A 19,195-nucleotide genomic window follows, 5' to 3' on the forward strand; every position below is an offset into this window, starting at 1 on the left:
TCCTGAACAAGACGACGCCCATGATCTCCGGCAAGACCACGCTCATCGCCCACATCGGCTACCCCACCGAAGCCTTCAAGGCGCCGATGATCTACAACCCCTGGTTCGACAAGCAGGGCATCGACGCGGTCGTCGTGCCGATGGGCGTGAAGCCCGAGGACTACGCCGCGTCGCTCGCGCAGATCTTCAAGTTCTCGAACCTGCGCGGCGCGTTGGTCACGATGCCGCACAAGGTCACGACGATGTCGCTGGTCGACGAGGTCACGCCCACCGCGCGTGTCGCGGGCGCCTGCAACGCCGTGCTCAAGCGGCCCGACGGCAGCCTGCTGGGCGACCAGTTCGACGGCGCGGGCTTCGTGCGCGGCGTGGAGCGCAAGGGGCGGCTGTTCAAGGGCACGCGCGTGCTGGTGTCGGGCACGGGCGGCGTGGGGTCGGCCATTGCGGCGTCGATCGCGGCGGCCGGCGCGGCCGAGCTGATGCTGTTCGACATGAGCGACGCCTCCGCGCAGGCGCTGGCCGCGCGGCTGCGCGAACACTATCCGCAGATGAAGGTCGCCACCGGTTCGAAGGACCCGGCGGGCTACGACGTGGTCGTCAACGCCACGCCGCTGGGCATGAAGGACACCGACCCGCTGCCCTTCGACGTGGACCGCATCGCGCCCGAGACCTTCGTCGGCGAGGTCGTCATGAAGACCGAATACACGCCGCTGCTGCAGGCCGCCAAGGCCAAGGGCTGCCAGGTGCAGGTGGGCACGGACATGCTGTTCGAGATGATCCCGGCCTACCTCGAGTTCTTCGGCTTCGGCACCGCCTCGCCCGAAGAGCTGCGCGCGGTGGCCCAACTGAAATACTGAAAACACCGGAACACGCATGAGCATTTTTGAAGGCTTCCTTTCCACCTCCGAGACGCTGGGCGCCTTCAGCGACCGCGCCTTCGTCGACGCCATGCTGCGCTTCGAGGCCGCGCTCGCGCGCGCGCAGGCGGCCGAGGGGCTGATTCCCGAGAGCGCCGCGCATTCGATCGTCGGCAGCTGCAAGGTCGAGCTGTTCGACGTGGCCAAGATCGTGCGCGAGAGCGGACGCGCCGGCAGCGTCGCCATCCCGCTGGTGAAGGCGCTGCGCGAGGCCGTGGGCCTGTTCAATGCCGAGGCGGTGCCCTTCGTGCACTTCGGCAGCACCAGCCAGGACGTGATCGACAGCGCGATGGCGCTGGTCACGCGCGAAGCCGTCGCACTCGTCGAAGCCGACCTGGCGAAGGCCGCCGACGCACTGCTGCGCCTGGCGGTGCAGCACGCCGACACGCCGATGCTCGCGCGCACGCTGATGCAGCCGGCCTCGGTCACCAGCTTCGGCTTCAAGTGCGCCGGCTGGGCCGCGCCGCTGGTGCGCAGCCGCACCCGCCTGCGTGCCGCCGCGAAGCACGCGCTGCAGCTGCAGCTCGGCGGCGCCGTCGGCACGCTGGCGCAGATGAAGGGGCAGGGCGCCGCGGTGCGCCAGCGCATGGCCAAGGAACTCGGCCTGGGCGACCCCGGCGCCACGTGGCACACGCAGCGTGACGAATGGGTCGCGCTCGGCTGCGAACTCGGCCTGCTCACGGGCAGCCTGGGCAAGGTCGCGGTCGACATCTCGCTGCTCGGCCAGTACGAAGTGGCCGAGGTCGCCGAGCCCAGCGAACCTGGGCGCGGCGGCTCGTCGGCGATGCCGCACAAGCGCAACCCCGTGGCCTCGATGGTCGCCATCGCCGCCGCGCACCGCGCGCCGCAGCGCGTGGCCGCCTTGCTCGGCGCCATGCCGCAGCAGCATGAGCGCGCGCTCGGCGCCTGGCAGGCCGAACTGGCCGAATGGCCGCAACTGTTGATGTCGGCGCACGGCAGTGTGCGCGCCATGGCCGGCGCCTTGCCCGGCCTGCAGGTCGATGCCGCGCGCATGCGCGCCAACATCGACCGGCTGCGTGCCGAGCTGCCGCGCGACGCGGCCGACGAATGGTTCGACCCCGCGCTCGCCGTGAACGCGGGGCAGATCGCTGTGGCAGAGGTGAAAGCCCTGCAAGCCCAACTCTCATCCGACAAGGAACTCTCGCAATGACCGCCCCCGACACCCCGAGCAATCCTTACGAAGACGGCCTCGTCAACCGCCGCCGCGTGCTCGGCGACGCGTGGGTCGACAAGTCGCTCGCCAACCGCAACGGCTTCAACGCCGAGTTCCAGGAGCTCATCACGCGCCACGCGTGGAACGACATCTGGGGCCGCCCCGCGCTGGGCGACAAGACGCGCCGCTTCATGGTGCTGTCGATGATGCTGGGCATCCATGCGTACGAAGAATTCGCCATGCATGTGCGCGCCGCGCTCGACGGCCCGCCCGAGTCGCGCCTCACGCCCGACGAGATCAAGGAAGTGATCATGATGGCCGCGATCTACTGCGGCGTGCCGGTGGCCAACCACGCCTTCGGCATCGCGACGAACATCCTGCGCGAGAAGGGCCTGCTGCCCGCAGCACCCGCTGCTCCGTCCGCGGCGCAGTGAACGCGCCGGTCGCCCCGAAGAAGGGCCGGTTCGACGTCAGTTTCACCTTGCTGCTGCCGCTGCTGCTGGCCGCGCAACCGGTGGCCACCGACAGCTACCTGCCGGCGCTGCCCGCCATCGCGAAGGAGCTGGGCTCGGCCAGCACCAGCCTCACGCTGTTCGTGCTGGCCTTCGGCTTTGCGCAGCTGCTGTGCGGCCCGCTGGCCGACCGCTTCGGCCGCCGGCCGGTGCTGCTGGCGGGGCTGGCCTGTTATGTGGTCGCGGCTTTCGGCGGTGCCTTTGCGGGCAGCGTGGCGGTGCTCGCGGGCTGGCGCACGCTGCAGGGTTTTTCGATGGCGGCGATTCTCGTGTGCTCACGCGCCGCGGTGCGCGACCTGTATCCGGCGCACGAGGGCCCGCACGTCATGGCGCGGGGCCTCACGGGCCTGGGCATGGTCGGGCTGGTGGCGCCGCTGCTGGGCGCCTGGCTGGTGCAGGGCGCAGGCTGGCGCTGGGTGATGGTCGCGATGGCGGTCTATTCGCTGGCGCTGTTCGCGCTGTGCTGGCGCTCCTTCGGCGAAACGCGCAAGCCGCTGGCCGGAGGCGAATCGTCCGCGCCGCGCGGCAGCACGCGCGCCGTGTTCGCGAGCCGCGCCTTCCGCGCCTGGGCCTCGGTGGCGGCGGCCACCTACGGCGGGCTGTTCTGCTTTTTGCTGCTCTCGCCGATGGTCTACATCGGCTACCTCGGCTGGTCGCCCGCGTGGTACGGCTGGATTCCGGCCGGCGGCTCGCTGGTCTACATCTTCAGCACCACGATGTGCCGCAGCCTGCTGCGCCGCTTCGGGCCGATGCGCACCGTGCGCCTGGGCGCGGTGCTGAGCATCACCGGCGCCGTGATCCAGGCGCTGGGCTGCTGGCTGATGCCGCACAGCGCGGTGCCGCTGCTGGCGGGCCACGCCGTGTACTGCCTCGGCCACGGCATCCACCAGCCCTGCGGACAGGCCGGCGCCGTGGGCGACCTGCCGCACCTGGCGGGGCGCGCCGTGTCGTGGTCCGGTTTCGGCATGATGATGGTCGCGTTCTGCGTGGGGCAGGTCGCCGCGCTGTTCGTCGACACGAGCTTTTCGTACGGCGCCTGGCCGATGGTGGTGCCGATGCTGATGGCCGGCACCGTGCTGCTGGCCATCGCGTTCCTGTGGCTGCCGCGTCTCTCTCAACCTGCTTCTCCATCCTCCCCAAAGAAGGACTCCACCCCATGACCACTTCCTCCCCCCGCCTGAATGTCGTGCGCGAAGGCGACGGCCCCTTCGTCGTGCTCAGCCATGCGCTCGGCTGCGACCTGCACATGTGGGACGGCGTGGCCGCGCAGCTCGCGCGCGCCCACACGGTGATCCGCTACGACCACCGCAACCACGGCGGCTCCGAGGTGGTGCCCGGCGTGCTGCGCGTGGAAACGCTGGCGCAGGACGCGTCCGAGCTGATCGCGCGCGAGACGGGCGGCGAGCCCGTGCATTTCGTGGGCCTGTCGATGGGCGGCATGACCGCGCAGGCGCTGGCGGTGCGGCACGCCGCGCAGCTCAGGACCGTGGTGATCGCCAATTCGGCCGCGCACTACCCCGACCAGGCCCCGTGGCGCCTGCGCGCGGAAACCGTGGCCGCCAAGGGCGTGGCCGCCATCGCCCCGGGCGCCGTGGCACGCTGGCTCACGCCGGCCTACGCCGCCACGCCCGAAGGCGCGGTGGCCGCGCGCACGCTGCACGACACGCTGGTGCGCACCGACGCGCAGGGCTACATCGAGAGCTGCAACGCCGTGGCCGCCATCGACTTCCGCGACAGCAACCGCCGCATTGCCACGCCCACGCTGGTGATCGGCGGGCTGCAGGACGAGGCCACGCCCCTGGCCATGTCCGAGGCCATGGTGGCGCAGATCCCGGGCGCGCGGCTGGCGACCATCGACGCCGCGCACCTGAGCGCGGTGGAACGTCCGGTCGAGTTCGCGCAGATGCTGATCGATTACTGGCGCAGCCTCTGAAAAAACGCCCGGCCCGCACCCCCGTGCGGGCTAGGTGTAACCCCTATTTCGTGCGAATGATGATCGGTGGCGTGCGATCATCGATCAGAAGGGGCTGATTTGCGTTGTGGCGCGCCCGGGCTCTTTCTACAGTCCATCCCCATGCACCGCGCCATTGCCACCGTCTCGCTCAGCGGCACCCTCCGCCAGAAGCTCGAAGCCATTGCGGCCGCGGGCTTCGACGGCATCGAGCTGTTCGAAGCCGATTTCGTCAACTTCCGCGGCACCGCCGCCGAGCTTCGCCGCATCGTGGCCGACCTGGGCCTGGCTATCGACCTGTACCAGCCCTTCCGTGACTTCGAAGGCATGCCTGAAGCGCAGTTCCACCGCAGCCTGGAGCGCGCCGAACGCAAGTTCGACCTCATGGAAGCCATGGGCGCGCCGCTGGTGCTGTGCTGCTCCAACACCTCGCCGCTGTCGGTGAACGACCCGGCGCGCGCCGCCGCCCAGCTGCACGCGCTGGCCGAGCGCGCCGCGCGCCGCAACCTGCGCGTGGGCTTCGAGGCGCTGGCCTGGGGCCGCCACACCTCGCGCTACGCCCAGGCCTGGGACATCGTGCAGCGCGCCGACCACCCGCACCTGGGGCTGATCCTCGACAGCTTCCACACGCTGTCGCTGAAGGACGACCCGGCGGGCATCGCCGCGATTCCGGGCGAGAAGATCTTCTTCGTGCAGATGGCCGATGCGCCGCTGTTGTCGATGGACGTGCTGCAGTGGGCGCGCCACCACCGCTCGTTCCCGGGGCAGGGCGATTTCGACGTGGTCGGCTTCTTCGAACAGGTGCTGCGCGCGGGCTACACCGGGCCGCTGTCGCTGGAGATCTTCAACGACATCTTCCGCGAGACGCCGAACCGCCGCACCGCCGTCGATGCGATGCGCTCGCTGCTGTACCTCGAAAGCGAAACGCGCGAGCGGCTTGCCCACGGGAATGCACCCGTTCAGCCGCAGCGCGTGGAACTGTTCAACCCGCCGCCCGCGCCGGCGCTCTCGGGGCTGTCGTTCATCGAGTTCGCGGCCGACGAGGCCTCGGCCGCCACGCTCGGCGCGCTGCTCGGGCAGCTGGGCTTTCGCCGCGTGGGGCGCCACCGTTCCAAGGCCGTCACGCTGTACCGCCAGGGCGGCATCCACTTCATCGTCAATGCGCAGCCCGATTCGTTCGCGCGCCAGCGTTTCGAGGCGCACGGCACCTCGGTGTGCGCGCTGGGCGTGCGCTGCGCCGACCCGCTCGCGGCCGTGGGCCGCGCCAGCGCCATGCGCTCGCAGCGCCACGACAGCCCGGTCGGGCCGAACGAGCTGCGCGTGCCGGCCATCGTGGCGCCGGGCGGCAACCTGATCCATTTCGTGCCCGAGGCGCTGGGCGCCAACGGGCTGTACGAGACCGACTTCATCCTCGAGGACGCGGGGCCGGGCGACAGCGATGCGGGCCTCACGCGCATCGACCACGTCGCACTGGGCCTGGCGCTGGACCAGCTCGACACCTGGGTGCTGTTCGCGCGCGCCGTGCTCGGCCTGGAGCCCGGCGAGAGCCTGGAGCTGGCCGACCCCTTCGGCCTGATCCGCAGCCGCGGCGTGGCCAATGCCGACCGCAGCCTGCGCCTGGTGCTGAACGTGTCGCTGAGCCAGCGCACACGCACCGCGCGCACGCTGAGCGTGACCGGCGGCGGTGCGGTGCACCACATCGCGCTCGACTGCGACGACATCTTCGACACCTTGGCCCGGCTGCGCGCTAATGGCACGCGCTTCGTGCCGATCTCGGACAACTACTACGACGACCTGGCCACGCGCATCGACGTGGCGCCCGAACTGCTGGCGCGCATGCGCGAAGCCGGCGTGCTGTTCGACCGCTCGGCGGCCGGCGGCTACCTGCACATCTACACCGAGAGTTTCGACGGCGGCCTCTTCTTCGAGGTCGCGCAGCGCGTGGGCGGCTACGACGCCTACGGCGCGCTCAACGCACCCGCGCGCATGGCGTCGCAGGCGCAGCAGCCCCAACAACAAGACTGATTTTTTCCCCTCGCATCCGACACCTTCGTCACACCACTGGAGACAACCCATGGCCAACCCATCCGCCAAAGAGCCGCAAGGCAAGCACCAGTCGAGGAAAGCCGCCGCCAGCGGCTGGATCGGCTCGGCGCTGGAGTACTACGACTTCTTCATCTACGCCACCGCCGCGGCGCTGATCTTTCCGCAGATCTTCTTTCCCAAGGGCGACCCGACCACGGCCATCATCGCGTCGCTCGCGACCTACGGCGTGGGCTATGTCGCGCGTCCCATCGGCGCCTTCGTGCTCGGCCACTGGGGCGACACGCACGGGCGCAAGCAGGTGCTGGTGCTGTGCATGTTCCTGATGGGCTTCTCGACCGTGGCCGTGGGCCTGCTGCCGACCTACGACCAGGTCGGCCTGCTGGCCCCGGCGCTGCTGGTGTTCCTGCGCCTGGTGCAGGGCTTCGCGGTGGCCGGCGAGATCTCGGGCGCGAGCTCGATGATCCTGGAGCACGCGCCGTTCGGGCGCCGCGGCTTCTTCGCGAGCTTCACCCTGCAGGGCGTGCAGGCCGGCCAGATCCTGGCGGCTGCCGTGTTCCTGCCGCTGGCGCACTACATGCCTGAAGAAGCCTTCAATTCGTGGGGCTGGCGCATTCCGTTCCTGCTGAGCTTCATCGTGATCGTGGCCGGCTACATCATCCGCCGCGAGGTCGACGAGACGCCGGCCTTCGCCGAAGTCGACAAGAAAGGCGAAGTGGCGAAGTCGCCCATCGTCCAGGCCTTCACCGACAGCTGGGCCGACATGCTGCGCGTGGTCTGCATGGCGCTGATGAACGTGATTCCCGTGGTCGCCACCGTGTTCGGCGCGGCCTACGCGGTGCAGGCCGCCTACGGCATCGGCTTCCAGAAAGACGTGTACCTGTGGATTCCCGTGCTGGGCAACATCCTGGCCGTGCTGGTGATCCCGTTTGTGGGCAACCTGTCGGACCGCATCGGCCGCAAGCCGCCGATCATCGTGGGCGCCCTGGCTTCGGGCCTGCTGTCGTTCGTGTACCTGTACGCCATCAGCATCAAGAACGTGCCGCTGGCCATCTGCATGTCGCTGCTGATGTGGGGCATCGTGTACCAGGGCTACAACGCGACCTTCCCGAGCTTCTACCCGGAGCTGTTCCGCACCCGCAACCGCGTGTCGGCCATGGCCATCTCGCAGAACATCGGCACCACCTTCACCGCGCTGCTGCCCGCGCTGTTCGCCGCCGTGGCGCCTCCGGGCTCGACCAACGTGTGGTTCACGGTCGGCGCCATCACCTTCGCCGTGACCGTGCTGGCCGCGCTGGCCGCCATGAGCGCCCGCGAGACCTACCGCATCCACATGCGCGACCTGGGCGACCCGAACGCCGTGCCGGTCGACAAGGCCGAGTACGACCGCCTGCGCGAAGAAACGCTGGCCAGCGCCCGCATGGAGCGCGAGCGCCGCAAGGCCATGGCCTGAAGACCCCGCGCGCACAAAGGGGTTGTGGCGCCATGAAGAATGGCGCCATGACCGCCCATCTCAAGATCGATTTCGTCTCCGATGTCTCCTGCCCCTGGTGCGCCGTAGGCCTCGGCGCACTCGAAGCCGCCCTGAAACGGGTGGCGCCGGAGGTCTCGGCCGAGCTGCACTTCCAGCCCTTCGAACTGAACCCGCAGATGCCGCCCGAAGGCCAGGACACCTTCGAGCACCTGAACCAGAAGTACGGCTCGTCGCGCGAGCAGCAGGCGCAGGCCCGCGAGGCGATCCGCCAGCGCGGCGCGGCCGTGGGCTTCGAGTTCAGCGCCGGGGGCCGGCCCCGCGTGTACAACACCTTCAACGCCCACCGCCTGCTGCACTGGGCCGAGCTGGAAGACCCGGCCAAGCAGGTGGCGCTGAAGAAGCTGCTGCTGAAGGCTTACTTCACCGACAGCCAGAACCCTTCGGACATCGAGGTGCTGGTGCGCGCGGCGACCGAGGCGGGGCTCGACGCGGCACGGGCCCGCGAGATCCTGGCCGGCGACGAGTTCGCGCAGGAAACCCGCGAACGCGAGCGCCTGTACACCGACGCCGGCATCCACTCGGTGCCCGCGATCATCATCAACGACCAGCACCTGATCTCCGGCGGCCAGCCGGTCGAGGTGTTCGAGCGTGCGCTGCGGCAGATTGCGGGCGCACAGCCCAGCCGTACCGCCACGGTCTGAAGGCCCCGGGGCCGCGGCCCTGCCGTTTCGTCCTGAAACGAAGCTGACTTTCAGCTTTACCTGAGCGCGGGCCGAGGTCGGTCAACCGCTGATATCGCGAAGCGGTTGATCGGTTCATGATCGACCGCATGCCGTCTCCGAAGCTGCACCGCTCGCGCGCGATCGCCGTGACACTGGCCGCCGTGCTGGCGCTCGCCGCCTGTTCCACCGGCCTGCTGCGCCCCGAGGGCCCGCCGCTCACGGCACTGGGCCATGCCGCCGACACGCCCGCTGCGCAATTGCGCTGGCTCGATCGTGTGAGCTGGGGCGCCAATGCCGGCAGCCAGGCCGAACTGGCGCGCGACGGCCTGCCGCGCTGGATGGGCCGCCAGCTGCGTCCCGCGCCGCGCCCGCTGCCCGCGGCGGCGCAGGCACAGATCGACGCCATGGCCATCTCGCGCACGCCGCTCGACCAGCTCGTCTTCGCGCTCGACGCCCGGCGCAAGGCCGCCGACGCATTGCCCGACGAAGAAGCGAAGAAGGCCGCACGCACGGCCTACCAGCAGGAACTCAACACCCTCGCGCGCGAGGCGCAGCAGCGCTTCCTGCTGCGCGCGCTGTACGCGCCCAACCAGCTGCAGGAGCAGATGACCTGGTTCTGGATGAACCACTTCAACGTCAGCATCCGCAAGGACCTGGTGCGCGCGATGGTCGGCGACTACGAAGAGAACGCCATCCGCCCGCACGCGCTCGGCAAGTTCCGCGACCTGCTGGGCGCCACCGCGCGGCACCCGGCCATGCTGCGCTACCTCGACAACGCGCAGAACGCCGCCAACCGCATCAACGAGAACTACGCACGCGAGCTCATGGAGCTGCACACGCTCGGCGTGGGCGGCGGCTACACGCAGGCCGACGTGCAGGAGCTGGCGCGCGTGCTGACCGGCGTGGGCGTCAGCGTGCAGCCGCCCGACGCGGCGCCGCCCGCGGTGCGCCCGGCCGTGCGCGCCGACCACGTGCGCCAGGGCCTGTTCGAGTTCCACCCGAACCGGCACGACTACGGCCCGAAGACCTTCCTGGGCCAGCCCATTCAAGCGCGCGGCCTGGGCGAGACCGACGAGGCGCTCGACCGCCTGGCGCGCGCGCCGGCCACCGCGCGCTTCATCTCGCGCAAGCTCGCCGTGTACTTCGTGGCCGACGAGCCGCCGCCCGCGCTGGTCGAGCGCATGGCCGCCACCTTCACGCGCAGCGACGGCGACATCGCCGCCACCTTGCAGACGCTGTTCGAGTCGCGCGAGTTCGCGGCCTCGCTGGGCCGCAAGTTCCGCGACCCCGTGCACTACGTGGTGGCGGGCGTGCGGCTGGCCTACGACGAGCGCGTGGTGCTCAACACCACGCCGATGATCGGCTGGATCAACCGCATGGGCGAGACCCTGTACGCCCACGAGACGCCCGACGGCTACCCGCTCAACGAGGCAGCCTGGGCCAGCGCGGGCCAGATGAACATCCGCTTCGAAATTGCGCGCGCCATCGGCACCGGCGGCGCCGTGCTGTTCCGCACCGACGACAAGGCGCCGCTCGAGAAGCCGCCGTTTCCGCCGCTGGCCGAGTCGCGCGCCGTGCATGCGCTGCAGCCCGGCCTGAGCGCCGACACGCAGCAGGCGCTCGCGCAGGCGAAGAACCCGCCGGAGTGGAACACCTTCCTGCTCGCATCGCCCGAGCTGATGCGGCGTTGAAAGAGGGACCGTCATGCAACGTCGACACCTGCTGCAACTCATCGCCGCCACGCCGCTGGCCGGCGCCGCCGCACGCGCGGTTGCCACGCCCGCGGCCGAGGGCACCAAGCTGCTCGTCGTGTTCCTGCGCGGCGCCTACGACAGCACCAGCCTGCTGGTGCCCACCGCGAACAGCGACTTCTATTACGCCTCGCGGCCCAACATCGCCATCCCCCGGCCCGGCACGCCCGACGGCGCGTTGCCGCTGGACGGCGGCGACTGGGGCCTGCACCCCGCGCTCGCGCAGAGCGTGCTGCCGCTGTACCAGCGCAAGCAGGCGGCCTTCATCGCCTTCGCCGGCACCGACGACCTCACGCGCAGCCACTTCGAGACGCAGGACGCCATCGAGCTGGGCGTGGCGCCCGACAACGCACGGCGCGACTACCGCTCGGGTTTTCTCAACCGGCTGGCCGGCGTGCTCGGCGCCGGGCCGCTGGCCGACGTGTCGCCCATCGCCTTCACCGACCAGCTGCCCATCGTGCTGCGCGGCGACGACGCCAAGGCCGCCAACATGGCGCTCGCGGGCGTGGCGCGGCAGGCCCTCGATGCGCGGCAGAGCCAGATCATTGCGTCCATGTACCGCAACACCGCGCTCGCGCAGCCCGTGGCCGAGGGCTTCCAGGTGCGCGACGAGGTGGTGCGCGCCATGCAGGCCGAGATGGACGCCGCCAGCCGCAACGCCATGAGCCCCAAGGGCTTCGAGCAGGTCGCGCGCCGCATGGCGCTCTTGATGCGCGAGCGTTTCGACATCGGCTTTGTCGACGTCGGCGGCTGGGACACCCACGTGGGGCAGGGCGCGGCCAAGGGCTACCTGGCCAACCGTTTCGAAGAACTGGGCCGCGGCGTGGCTGGCTTCGCGCAGGAGATGGGCGAGCCCGCCTGGCGCCAGACCGTGGTGGTCGTCGTCAGCGAGTTCGGCCGCACCTTCCGCGAGAACGGCAACCGCGGCACCGACCACGGGCACGGCACCGTGTACTGGGTGCTCGGCGGCGGTCTGGCCGCACAGGCGGGCGGGCGCGTCGTGGGCGAGCAGCAGCCGCTGACGCAGGCCACGCTGTTCCAGAACCGCGACCACGCGGTGCTCAACGAGTACCGGGCGGTGCTGGGCGGGTTGTTCCAGCGGATGTACGGGCTGTCGACGGCGCAGGTGGCGCGGGTGTTCGGCGGTGCGGCGGTGAAGGACCTGCGGCTGGTCTAGCGATCCGGCGCATGCCGCCGAGAATCGGGGCATGCCTCACGCCGTCTCCCTCCTTCGCGCCGCGCGCCTGGCGCGCAGCGCCAAGCCTTTTCTTGCCCGTGGCGGTTTCAAGCGCGAGCGCTGTGCGGGCTGCCGGCTGGTGCCCAGCCACTGCATGTGCGCCGTGCGTCCTCCGGTGGCCACGCGCGCGGGGGTGTGCCTGCTCATGGCCGACATCGAGCCGCTCAAGCCCACCAACACCGGGTGGCTGGTGGCCGATGTGGTGCCCGACACCTTCGCCTTCGGCTGGGCCCGCACCGAGACCGATCCCGCGCTGCTGGCGCTGTTGAACGACCCGCAATGGCAACCCTACGTGGTGTTCCCGGGGCAGTACGCGGCGCCCGAGCGCGTGGTGCTGGGCGTCGATCCTTCGTCGCCTGACCCGGCCGATGGCGGCGCTGCGAAACGTCCGCTCTTCATCCTGTTCGACGCCACCTGGGGCGAGGCACGCAAGATGTTTCGCCGCAGCCCTTACCTCGACCGGTTGCCGGTGCTGAGTCTGGAGCCCGAGCAGATCACGCAGTACAAGCTGCGCAACTCCGGCCGCGGCGACCATTTCTGCACCAGCGAGGTGGCCGCGATGTGCATGGACCTGGCAGGCGAGCACGCTGCGCAGCAGACGCTGGACGCCTACCTGGGCGTGTTCACGCACCACTACCTGTGCGCGAAGAACCAGCAGCCGGTGGCATGGGACGGCGCCGCGCACCAGCGGCTGCGCGAGGTGGCCGCGCGGCGCGATCAGGTCGACTGAGACCGGCTGCGCGGGCGGGCCTCAGCGCAGGTCGAACAGCGCCGCCGCGTTGCCCCAGGCGATGCGCTGCGCCACGGCGGGCGGCAGGTCGCCCAGCCAGGTGCGGTAGCCGCGCATGATCTCGTCGTAGGCGCTCCAGCGCTGGTTGACCCAGGTGTCCGAGCCAACCATGAAGCGGTCGGGGTGCTTGAGGATCAGCGCGCGCCACTCGGGGCACAGGCGCCCGCCTTCGCAGGTCAGGCCGGGGCGGTACGAGAGTTCGCCCATCAGCAGCGGGTAGCGCTCCAGCATCGCCTGCACGCGCTCGACCGGCGTGCCGCCGATGCCGGTGTGGGCCCAGATGAGGCGCAGCGCGCGGCCCTTCGACGGCGCGTTGGCCATCAGCAGGTCGACGGCCACGTCGTCCACGTGCGCGAGCACGGCGAGCTTTTTCTCTTCGGCCAGTGCGATCAGTTTCTTTGCTACCGGGCCGTTGGCGTTGGCGCTCTCGTACAGGTGGAACTCGCCGAGCCCGCGGTAGGGGCCGCTGGCCGTGCCGCGCGCCAGTTCGGCCAGCACCATCTCGTGGATGCTTTCGTCGCGGAACCAGTTGTTGTAGTCGTCGCGGTGGCGGTACAGGCGCACGAAGGGCACCACGGTGACACCGGCGGCGCGGGTCTCGCGCGCGGCGGCCAGGGTCTGCGTGCCGGCATTGGGCCGCGAGTTGGCGATGATGGCCTTCACCTGGTTGCGCTGCATGCGCGCGAGCGCCTCGGTGGGCGGGAAGGGGCCGGCGGTGCCGTCCCAGGCTTCCTGGTTGTAGTGCAGGTGGGTGTCGAACAGCGGACCGTCGTACGGCGCGGCGGTTTGCCCGTGGGCCTGGGACAGGGCCAGGGCCGCGCAGGCGGCGATGCGGGCAATGAAGCGCATGGGGTTCTCGCGGTGAGGGCCGGGGAGCCGGATTACATCACCCCGGATCACCGCATCGGCACAGCCGCGCCCTTGTCGCCGGGCGCGACCTCGAGGCGATCGCGCGGGCCGGCGTCAGCTGCCGGCCGGATGCGGTGTCGCCTTGCGGCTGCCATCCAGCGAGTACAGCTGCGGGCGGTCTTCCACCGCGACCGCCACCGCCTCGGTGCCGTGCTCCGCGGCGCGCGGTTGCCGGTACAGCTCGTTCTCGAGCCGCCGGGCACGTTCCGCGTACATGCGGGCGAGGGCGCTGTGATGCTCTGCCGCCGCCTGGTGTTCGATGCGTGCCATCTGGGCCTCTTCGAGCAGTGCCGAGGCACGTTTCAAGTAGGCCGTGTGGGTGGGCCGAAACAAGAAGTCGAACATGATTTCACACTCCTTTCCGCTGCGACAACGGTGCAATCATTGTGAACGAATGGCCTCCAAATGCCATCGCTTCCTGTGGCTGCGGCGCATCGAAGAAGCGTTCTGTTTCACTTGAGTCAGACAGAATCGGTGGCGCAGAGAGAGGGTTCGATCACCGATGAGCAATGAGGTTCGTTTTTGTCTGGAATACCGGCTCGCCGAAGGCGGGCCCGCGCAGGCCGTGCAGACCGCCTGGATGGTCGATTCACCGGCCACGCGTGCGCAGATCGAGGAAATGATTGTCAACGCGCGCGCGATGAATGCCGCGCAGGCGAAGTGGTGGGTGGAGGAGCGGCAGGGCGGCGACGCCCCGCGCTGAAACGGGCCAACGGGCCTCAGTCGCGCATGTTCGCGAACTTCACCAGCGTTGCGTACTTCGCCGTGTCCTCGCGCATGATCTGCCCGAGGTCTTCCTTGCCCGTGGCGGGGATGGAACCACCTTCTTCGAGCCGCCGGCGGATCGCCGGGTCGGCCAGGCCGGCCTGCAGCGCCGCGCGCAGGCTCTGCACGATGGGCGCGGGCAGGTCCTTCGGGCCTGCGAGCGCGAACCAGCCGCTCAGCTCATAGCCCTTCAGCTGCGGATGCTCGCCGAGCGCCGGCACCTGCGGCAAACCGGGAAAGCGCTTGGCCGACGACACGCCCAGCGGCACGATCCGCCCACCCTGCAGGAAGGGCGCCGCGGCGGTGGGCGACACGATCGCGAAGTCGAGCGTGCCGCCGACCAGGTCGCTCGTGAGCGGGGCGGTGCCGCGGTAGGGGATGTGCGTGAGGAACAGGCCCGCGCGCTGCTTGATCTGCTCGCCCACGAAGTGCAGCGTCGAGCCCACGCCCGAGCTGCCGTAGCTGTACTTGCCGGGGTTGCGCTTGGCCAGCGCGATGAACTCGTCGAGGTTCTTCACGCCCACCTTCGGGCTCGCCACCAGCAGCACGGGCGCGAAGGCGAGCAGGCTGACCGGGGTCAGGTCTTTCACCGGGTCGTAGCGCTGTCCGGGGTTCACGAGCACCGTGGCCGCCATCTCGTTGCTGGAGCCGGCCAGCAGCGTGTAGCCGTCGGCCGGGCTGCTCACCGCGCGCTGCGCCGCGACCACGCCTGCGGCGCCGGTCACGTTCTCGACCACCACCGTCGCACCGAGCTTGGCCGACAGGATGTCCGCCGCCACGCGCGCGGCCATGTCGACCGAGCCGCCCGGCGCGTAACCGACCAGCAGCTTGATGGGCTTGGCGGGGTAGGTACCCTGCGCGAACGCGGGGGCTGCGGCACAGAAGGCGGCGGCGCCGAGCGCGCTCAAGACCACACGGCGCGAAACGGAAGAAGAAGCAAGACGGGTCATCGCGGTTCCAGTACGAAAAAGTGGGAAAGGAAAGGCGAAAGGCCCGCTCAGGCCTGCGCGCCCAGGAAGCGCCGCACCAGCTGCACCCAGTAGCTGGCCGCGATCGGCAGGATCGCGTCGTTGAAGTCGTAGCCGGGGTTGTGGACCATGCAGCCGCCGGTGCGGTGGTGCTCGCCTTCGCCGTTGCCCACGATCAGGTAGCTGCCGGGGCAGCGCTCCAGCATGAAGGAGAAGTCTTCGCTGCCCGTGAGCGGCGCCAGCGGCGGCAGCAGGCCGTCGTCGCCCAGCCAGTCGCGCGCGACCTGCCGCGCGAAGCGCGTGGATTCCTCGTCGTTCACCAGCGCGGGGTAGCGCCAGTGGTAGTCCACCTCGGCCTTCACGCCGAGCGTGGCGGCCTGCGCCTGCGCCAGTTCGGTGATGCGCTCGCGCAGCATGGCGCGGATCTCGGGGCGGTAGGCGCGCACCGTGAGGCGCATCTGCACGCTGTCGGCAATCACGTTGGGGGCGTCGCCGCCGTGGATCGCGCCCACCGACACCACCGCCATCTCGCGCGGGTCGACGTTGCGCGACACGATGGTCTGCAGCGCCACGACGATGTGCGCCGCCGCCACCACCGGGTCGGCCGACAGGTGCGGCGCCGAACCGTGCCCGCCGCGCCCCGTCACCGTGATCGTGACCGAGTCGGACGAGGCCATGAACGAGCCTTCCTTGAAGCCGAACTTGCCCGCCGGAAAGCCGGGCATGTTGTGCAGCGCGAAGATGGCGTCGCAGGGAAAGCGCTCGAACAGGCCTTCTTCGACCATGCGGCGCCCGCCGCCCAGGCCTTCCTCGGCCGGCTGGAAGATCAGGTGCAGCGTGCCGTCGAAGCTGCGCTCCTGGGCGATGACGCGCGCGGCGGCCAGCAGGATGCTGGTGTGGCCGTCGTGGCCGCAGGCGTGCATCTTGCCGGGCACCTGGCTGGCGTAGGGCAGGCCGGTGGCTTCCTGGATCGGCAGCGCGTCCATGTCGGCGCGCAGGCCCAGGCGTCGTGTGCCCGTGCCGCATGTCAGCGTGCCGATCACGCCGGTGCCGGCCAGGCCGCGGTGCACCTCGTAACCCCACTCGGCCAGGCGTGTGGCCACCAGCTCGCTGGTGACGTGCTCTTCGTAGGCCAGCTCGGGGTGGGCGTGGATGCGGTGGCGCAGGCCGACCATCTCGGGCGCGACCTCGCGCACAGCGGGCAGCACGCTCTCGAGGGCAGCGGCGTTGTCGACGGTGTAGGTCGTCATGGGGGAATCTGTCTCCTTGCTGTCTTGCTGCGAGTCTAGGAATTCGCTGCCTGCCGGGGCAGACAGGCGCTGCCATGCGGAGGTGGGCGGCGCCTGTCGCCACCGATGGCTGCGGATAATCGGCCGCCATGAAGCTGCACCAGCTCCGCTATCTCGCCGCCGTCGCCTCCGAAGGCAGCATCCGCGCCGCCGCGCGGGCACTGGGCGTCACCCAGGCCACGGTCACGCAGGGCCTGCGCGAACTCGAGGCGCATGCGCAGGTGGCGCTGTTCACGCGCCACGGCGGCGGCATCGCCTTCACGCCGGCCGGCCTGGAGCTGCTCGAACATGCGCAGCGCGTGCTGGCCCAGCTGCGCCAGGCCGAAGACACGCTCTCACGCCACCGCGACACCGGCGCGCAGCAGCGCCTGACCGTGGCCATCACGCCCTGGATCACGCAGACCCTGCTGCCGCGCGTGGTGTCGCTGTTCCGCGAAGAGCTGCCGCACGTGCAGCTCGAGATGTTCGACGGCCTCTCCGCGCTCAGCTATCCGCGGCTGCGCGAAGGCAGCCTGGACCTGCTGATCGGCCGCATCGGCCCCGACGAGGCGATGCAGGGGCTGCAGGCGCAGCCGCTGTTCCGCTACGACATGACGGTGGTGGCGCGCCGCGGTCACCCGCGGGCCGGTGCGCAGTCGATGGCCGAGCTGCTGCAGGACGACTGGGTGCTCAACTTCACGCCGGGCGAGGGCGCGAGCTTTCTCGACAACCTGTTCCGACAGCACGGCCTGGCCGCGCCCGTGCAGCGCATCCAGCTGGCCCATTCGCCGTCGATGATGCTGGGCCTCGTGCGCAAGACCGACATGCTCACCTTCTGCCCCTGGCCGCTGGTGGAAACCGAGAGCCTGCGCCATGCGCTCGTGACCTTGCAGCTGCGCGAGCGCTTCCACAGCAACGTCGTGGGCATCGTGCGCCGCGCGCAGGAGGCGCCGTCGCACGCGGCGGCGCGCTTCATCGCGCACTTCCTGGCGCAGCTGCCGGCGTGGCAGGCCTCGGACGACCCGGAGCTGCGGCGGGTGCTGCACTCGATGGATTTCATCGAGGCGGCGCCGGACGCCCCGTTGCCTCACCCGTGATAGTCGCTCCACGACATCCGCACCATGCCCGGCGGCGTGGGCGCGCCGGCTGAGGCCAGCGTCACCGGAGGGTCGTCGTCCACGCGGCTCTTGGCGCGCGAGTCCCAGTCGTCGAGAAAGACCTGCTGGTAGTACTGCGCCACGTCTTCGTTGTGGATGATCAGCCCGGCGTCGCGGTTGCGCAGCACGCCGTCGCCCGACCAGTTGGTGCTGCTCACGAGCACTGCCCGGCCGTCCACGATGATGCCCTTGTTGTGGATGCTGCCCTGGACGCGGAACACGTCCTGGTTGCAGCCCGCCTCGACCAGCTTGCGGATGTTGTCGGCCGCGCTGGTGCTGCCCAGGATGATGCGCAGGTCGAGGTCCGGCTCGGTGCTGCGCTGCGCCAGCTTGCGCAGCAGCGCGCGAAAGTCGGCGTCCTTGTCGGCATCGCTCCAGGTCATGTAGGCGAACTGCAGGTACAGCGAAGTCTGTGCGCTGTCGATGAGCGCGTTGATGTGCGGCAGGTAGTTGTCCGGCGTGAGCACGGGCTGGACTTTCACCGTGGTCTTCACCGCCGGCAGCCGCGCGGGTTCGACCGGCACCACCGGCCCCGCGAAGGCCACAGCCTGCTCCAGCAGGTGGTCGAGCGGCACGAACACGTCGGGCAGTGTGAGTTTGGGTGCCACATCCAGCGCCGCATCGGCCGCGCGGTCGGCTTCTTCCTTCTCGGAGGCCTTGAGGTCGTGCAGGATGTACTTCTCGAACACCTTCGAGAGCACGGCGTCGTTGCAGATCACGTGCCACTCGCGGTTGCCCTTGCTGAACATGCCCTTGGCCTGCGCGGGCGTGGCCACGGGGTCGATGTCGGGCTGGCTGCGCTTGCTCCAGTTGCCGCTCGAGAGCCAGAAGGCCTTGTGGTCGCGCACCGCCACTTTCTCGTGGTACGCGCTGGCGAAGCGGCGGCCCTTGCCGCACTGCACGAGCCACGCGGTGAAGTCGGCCTCCTGTTGCAGCTTGCGCAGCTTCTTGCGGACGACCTGTTCCTCCGGCGTCATGCCGTTGTCCCAGCTCAGCGACGCCTGGATGCCGCCGTCGCGCACGAGGTCGATGAAGACCTGCGCGATGTGGTCGGCGTTGAAGTCGTACATCGCCACCGACAGCGAACGCGTGGTGCCTTCGAGAAAGGGCCGCAGCACCGGCCACCCCGCATCGGGGCCGACGTGGCACAGGAAGGGCTGCTTCACGTTGTAGACCTTGTCGATGGGCTGGCCTGCAGGCGGCTTGTAGACGAGGCCGATGGCCGCTTCGGCGAGCGCGTTCACCGTGTCCTCGAAGTCCGCGCTGGCGGCCAGCTGCCGCGCGGGGTCGGCCTGCATCACGCAGACGCGGTAGGGCCCGAGCTGCCGCGGCGCGCGCTCGGCCACGGGCACCTCCGACAACGGGCGCTTGCGGTCGACCAGCACGATCACGGCGGGCTCGCGCAGGAAGCGGCCGTCGACCAGCGGAAAGCCCGGCTCCGCCGCCACGTAGCCGGGCAGGGCGGCCAGTTGCGCCTGGTGGGTGGCGATCACCGACCGGACCGCCGCGCGCGCGGCATCGTCGAGAACTTTCATGGAAGCTCCTTGGGCTGGGTGGTGG

General features: G+C 70.2%; 18 protein-coding genes. 13 read left to right on the forward strand and 5 right to left on the reverse strand.

Annotated elements, in window-relative coordinates:
• Positions 1 to 20 precede the first annotated feature (20 nt).
• The 11 genes from AC3WQM_RS09385 (at position 21) to AC3WQM_RS09435 (ending at position 12,508) form a co-directional block, all read left to right on the forward strand.
• Positions 21 to 854, forward strand: coding sequence for a shikimate dehydrogenase family protein (locus AC3WQM_RS09385; protein WP_307636927.1), 834 nt, complete (start codon positions 21 to 23; stop codon positions 852 to 854).
• A gap of 16 nt (positions 855 to 870) precedes the next feature.
• Entirely contained in the window at positions 871 to 2,085 is a 1,215-nt protein-coding gene (pcaB, locus tag AC3WQM_RS09390; protein ID WP_095947411.1) for a 3-carboxy-cis,cis-muconate cycloisomerase, read from the forward strand.
• Positions 2,082 to 2,522 carry a carboxymuconolactone decarboxylase family protein gene (locus tag AC3WQM_RS09395; protein ID WP_159272283.1) on the forward strand — a complete coding sequence of 147 codons (441 nt, stop codon included), beginning with the start codon at positions 2,082 to 2,084 and terminating at the stop codon, positions 2,520 to 2,522. The genes pcaB and AC3WQM_RS09395 overlap by 4 nt, the downstream gene beginning before the upstream one ends.
• Positions 2,519 to 3,760 (forward strand): multidrug effflux MFS transporter, encoded by a 1,242-nt coding sequence (locus tag AC3WQM_RS09400; RefSeq protein WP_492678194.1) that lies wholly within the window; start codon positions 2,519 to 2,521, stop codon positions 3,758 to 3,760. The genes AC3WQM_RS09395 and AC3WQM_RS09400 overlap by 4 nt, the downstream gene beginning before the upstream one ends.
• Entirely contained in the window at positions 3,757 to 4,533 is a 777-nt protein-coding gene (locus tag AC3WQM_RS09405; RefSeq protein WP_492678196.1) for an alpha/beta fold hydrolase, read from the forward strand. Before AC3WQM_RS09400 ends, AC3WQM_RS09405 begins: the two co-directional genes overlap by 4 nt.
• Before the next feature lie 141 nt (positions 4,534 to 4,674).
• Complete coding sequence (locus AC3WQM_RS09410; protein ID WP_492678198.1) at positions 4,675 to 6,576, forward strand: bifunctional sugar phosphate isomerase/epimerase/4-hydroxyphenylpyruvate dioxygenase family protein; 1,902 nt, start codon at positions 4,675 to 4,677, stop codon at positions 6,574 to 6,576.
• 49 nt (positions 6,577 to 6,625) lie between these two features.
• Complete coding sequence (locus tag AC3WQM_RS09415) at positions 6,626 to 8,047, forward strand: MFS transporter (protein ID WP_489057239.1); 1,422 nt, start codon at positions 6,626 to 6,628, stop codon at positions 8,045 to 8,047.
• Between the two features lie 47 nt (positions 8,048 to 8,094).
• On the forward strand, positions 8,095 to 8,769 hold the full coding sequence (locus tag AC3WQM_RS09420; protein ID WP_492678200.1) for a DsbA family oxidoreductase: 675 nt from the start codon (positions 8,095 to 8,097) through the stop codon (positions 8,767 to 8,769).
• 128 nt (positions 8,770 to 8,897) lie between these two features.
• A complete protein-coding gene (locus AC3WQM_RS09425; RefSeq protein ID WP_492678202.1) occupies positions 8,898 to 10,481 on the forward strand; it encodes a DUF1800 domain-containing protein in 1,584 nt (527 codons plus the stop codon).
• A 13-nt stretch (positions 10,482 to 10,494) separates the two neighbouring features.
• On the forward strand, positions 10,495 to 11,718 hold the full coding sequence (locus AC3WQM_RS09430) for a DUF1501 domain-containing protein (RefSeq protein ID WP_492678204.1): 1,224 nt from the start codon (positions 10,495 to 10,497) through the stop codon (positions 11,716 to 11,718).
• A 31-nt stretch (positions 11,719 to 11,749) separates the two neighbouring features.
• Entirely contained in the window at positions 11,750 to 12,508 is a 759-nt protein-coding gene (locus AC3WQM_RS09435) for a tRNA-uridine aminocarboxypropyltransferase (protein ID WP_492678206.1), read from the forward strand.
• 21 nt (positions 12,509 to 12,529) lie between these two features.
• Here AC3WQM_RS09435 and AC3WQM_RS09440 read toward each other — a convergent pair whose 3' ends face one another.
• Positions 12,530 to 13,417 (reverse strand): amidohydrolase family protein, encoded by an 888-nt coding sequence (locus AC3WQM_RS09440; protein ID WP_492678208.1) that lies wholly within the window; start codon positions 13,415 to 13,417, stop codon positions 12,530 to 12,532.
• A 114-nt stretch (positions 13,418 to 13,531) separates the two neighbouring features.
• On the reverse strand, positions 13,532 to 13,822 hold the full coding sequence (locus tag AC3WQM_RS09445; RefSeq protein ID WP_307636935.1) for a hypothetical protein: 291 nt from the start codon (positions 13,820 to 13,822) through the stop codon (positions 13,532 to 13,534).
• Positions 13,823 to 13,979: 157 nt separating this feature from the next.
• Between AC3WQM_RS09445 and AC3WQM_RS09450 the strand changes: the two genes are divergently transcribed.
• A complete protein-coding gene (locus AC3WQM_RS09450) occupies positions 13,980 to 14,180 on the forward strand; it encodes a hypothetical protein (RefSeq protein WP_489057232.1) in 201 nt (66 codons plus the stop codon).
• Positions 14,181 to 14,196: 16 nt separating this feature from the next.
• On the opposite strand, the gene AC3WQM_RS09455 is transcribed toward AC3WQM_RS09450, so the two are convergent.
• Together AC3WQM_RS09455 and AC3WQM_RS09460 are read right to left on the reverse strand one after the other, a co-directional pair.
• Positions 14,197 to 15,192: a Bug family tripartite tricarboxylate transporter substrate binding protein gene (locus AC3WQM_RS09455; protein WP_492678210.1), complete on the reverse strand. Its 996-nt coding sequence runs from the start codon at positions 15,190 to 15,192 to the stop codon at positions 14,197 to 14,199.
• 47 nt (positions 15,193 to 15,239) lie between these two features.
• Complete coding sequence (locus AC3WQM_RS09460; RefSeq protein WP_492678211.1) at positions 15,240 to 16,460, reverse strand: M20 aminoacylase family protein; 1,221 nt, start codon at positions 16,458 to 16,460, stop codon at positions 15,240 to 15,242.
• A 128-nt stretch (positions 16,461 to 16,588) separates the two neighbouring features.
• On the opposite strand from AC3WQM_RS09460, the gene AC3WQM_RS09465 reads away from it, so the two are divergent.
• Positions 16,589 to 17,575, forward strand: coding sequence for a LysR family transcriptional regulator (locus AC3WQM_RS09465; protein WP_492678213.1), 987 nt, complete (start codon positions 16,589 to 16,591; stop codon positions 17,573 to 17,575).
• On the opposite strand, the gene AC3WQM_RS09470 is transcribed toward AC3WQM_RS09465, so the two are convergent.
• On the reverse strand, positions 17,566 to 19,170 hold the full coding sequence (locus AC3WQM_RS09470) for a phospholipase D-like domain-containing protein (protein WP_492678215.1): 1,605 nt from the start codon (positions 19,168 to 19,170) through the stop codon (positions 17,566 to 17,568). The two genes, AC3WQM_RS09465 and AC3WQM_RS09470, sit on opposite strands and share 10 nt — an antisense overlap.
• Positions 19,171 to 19,195 lie beyond the last annotated feature (25 nt).

It is taken from the genome of Variovorax sp. FW301-JW7 (assembly GCF_058788795.1).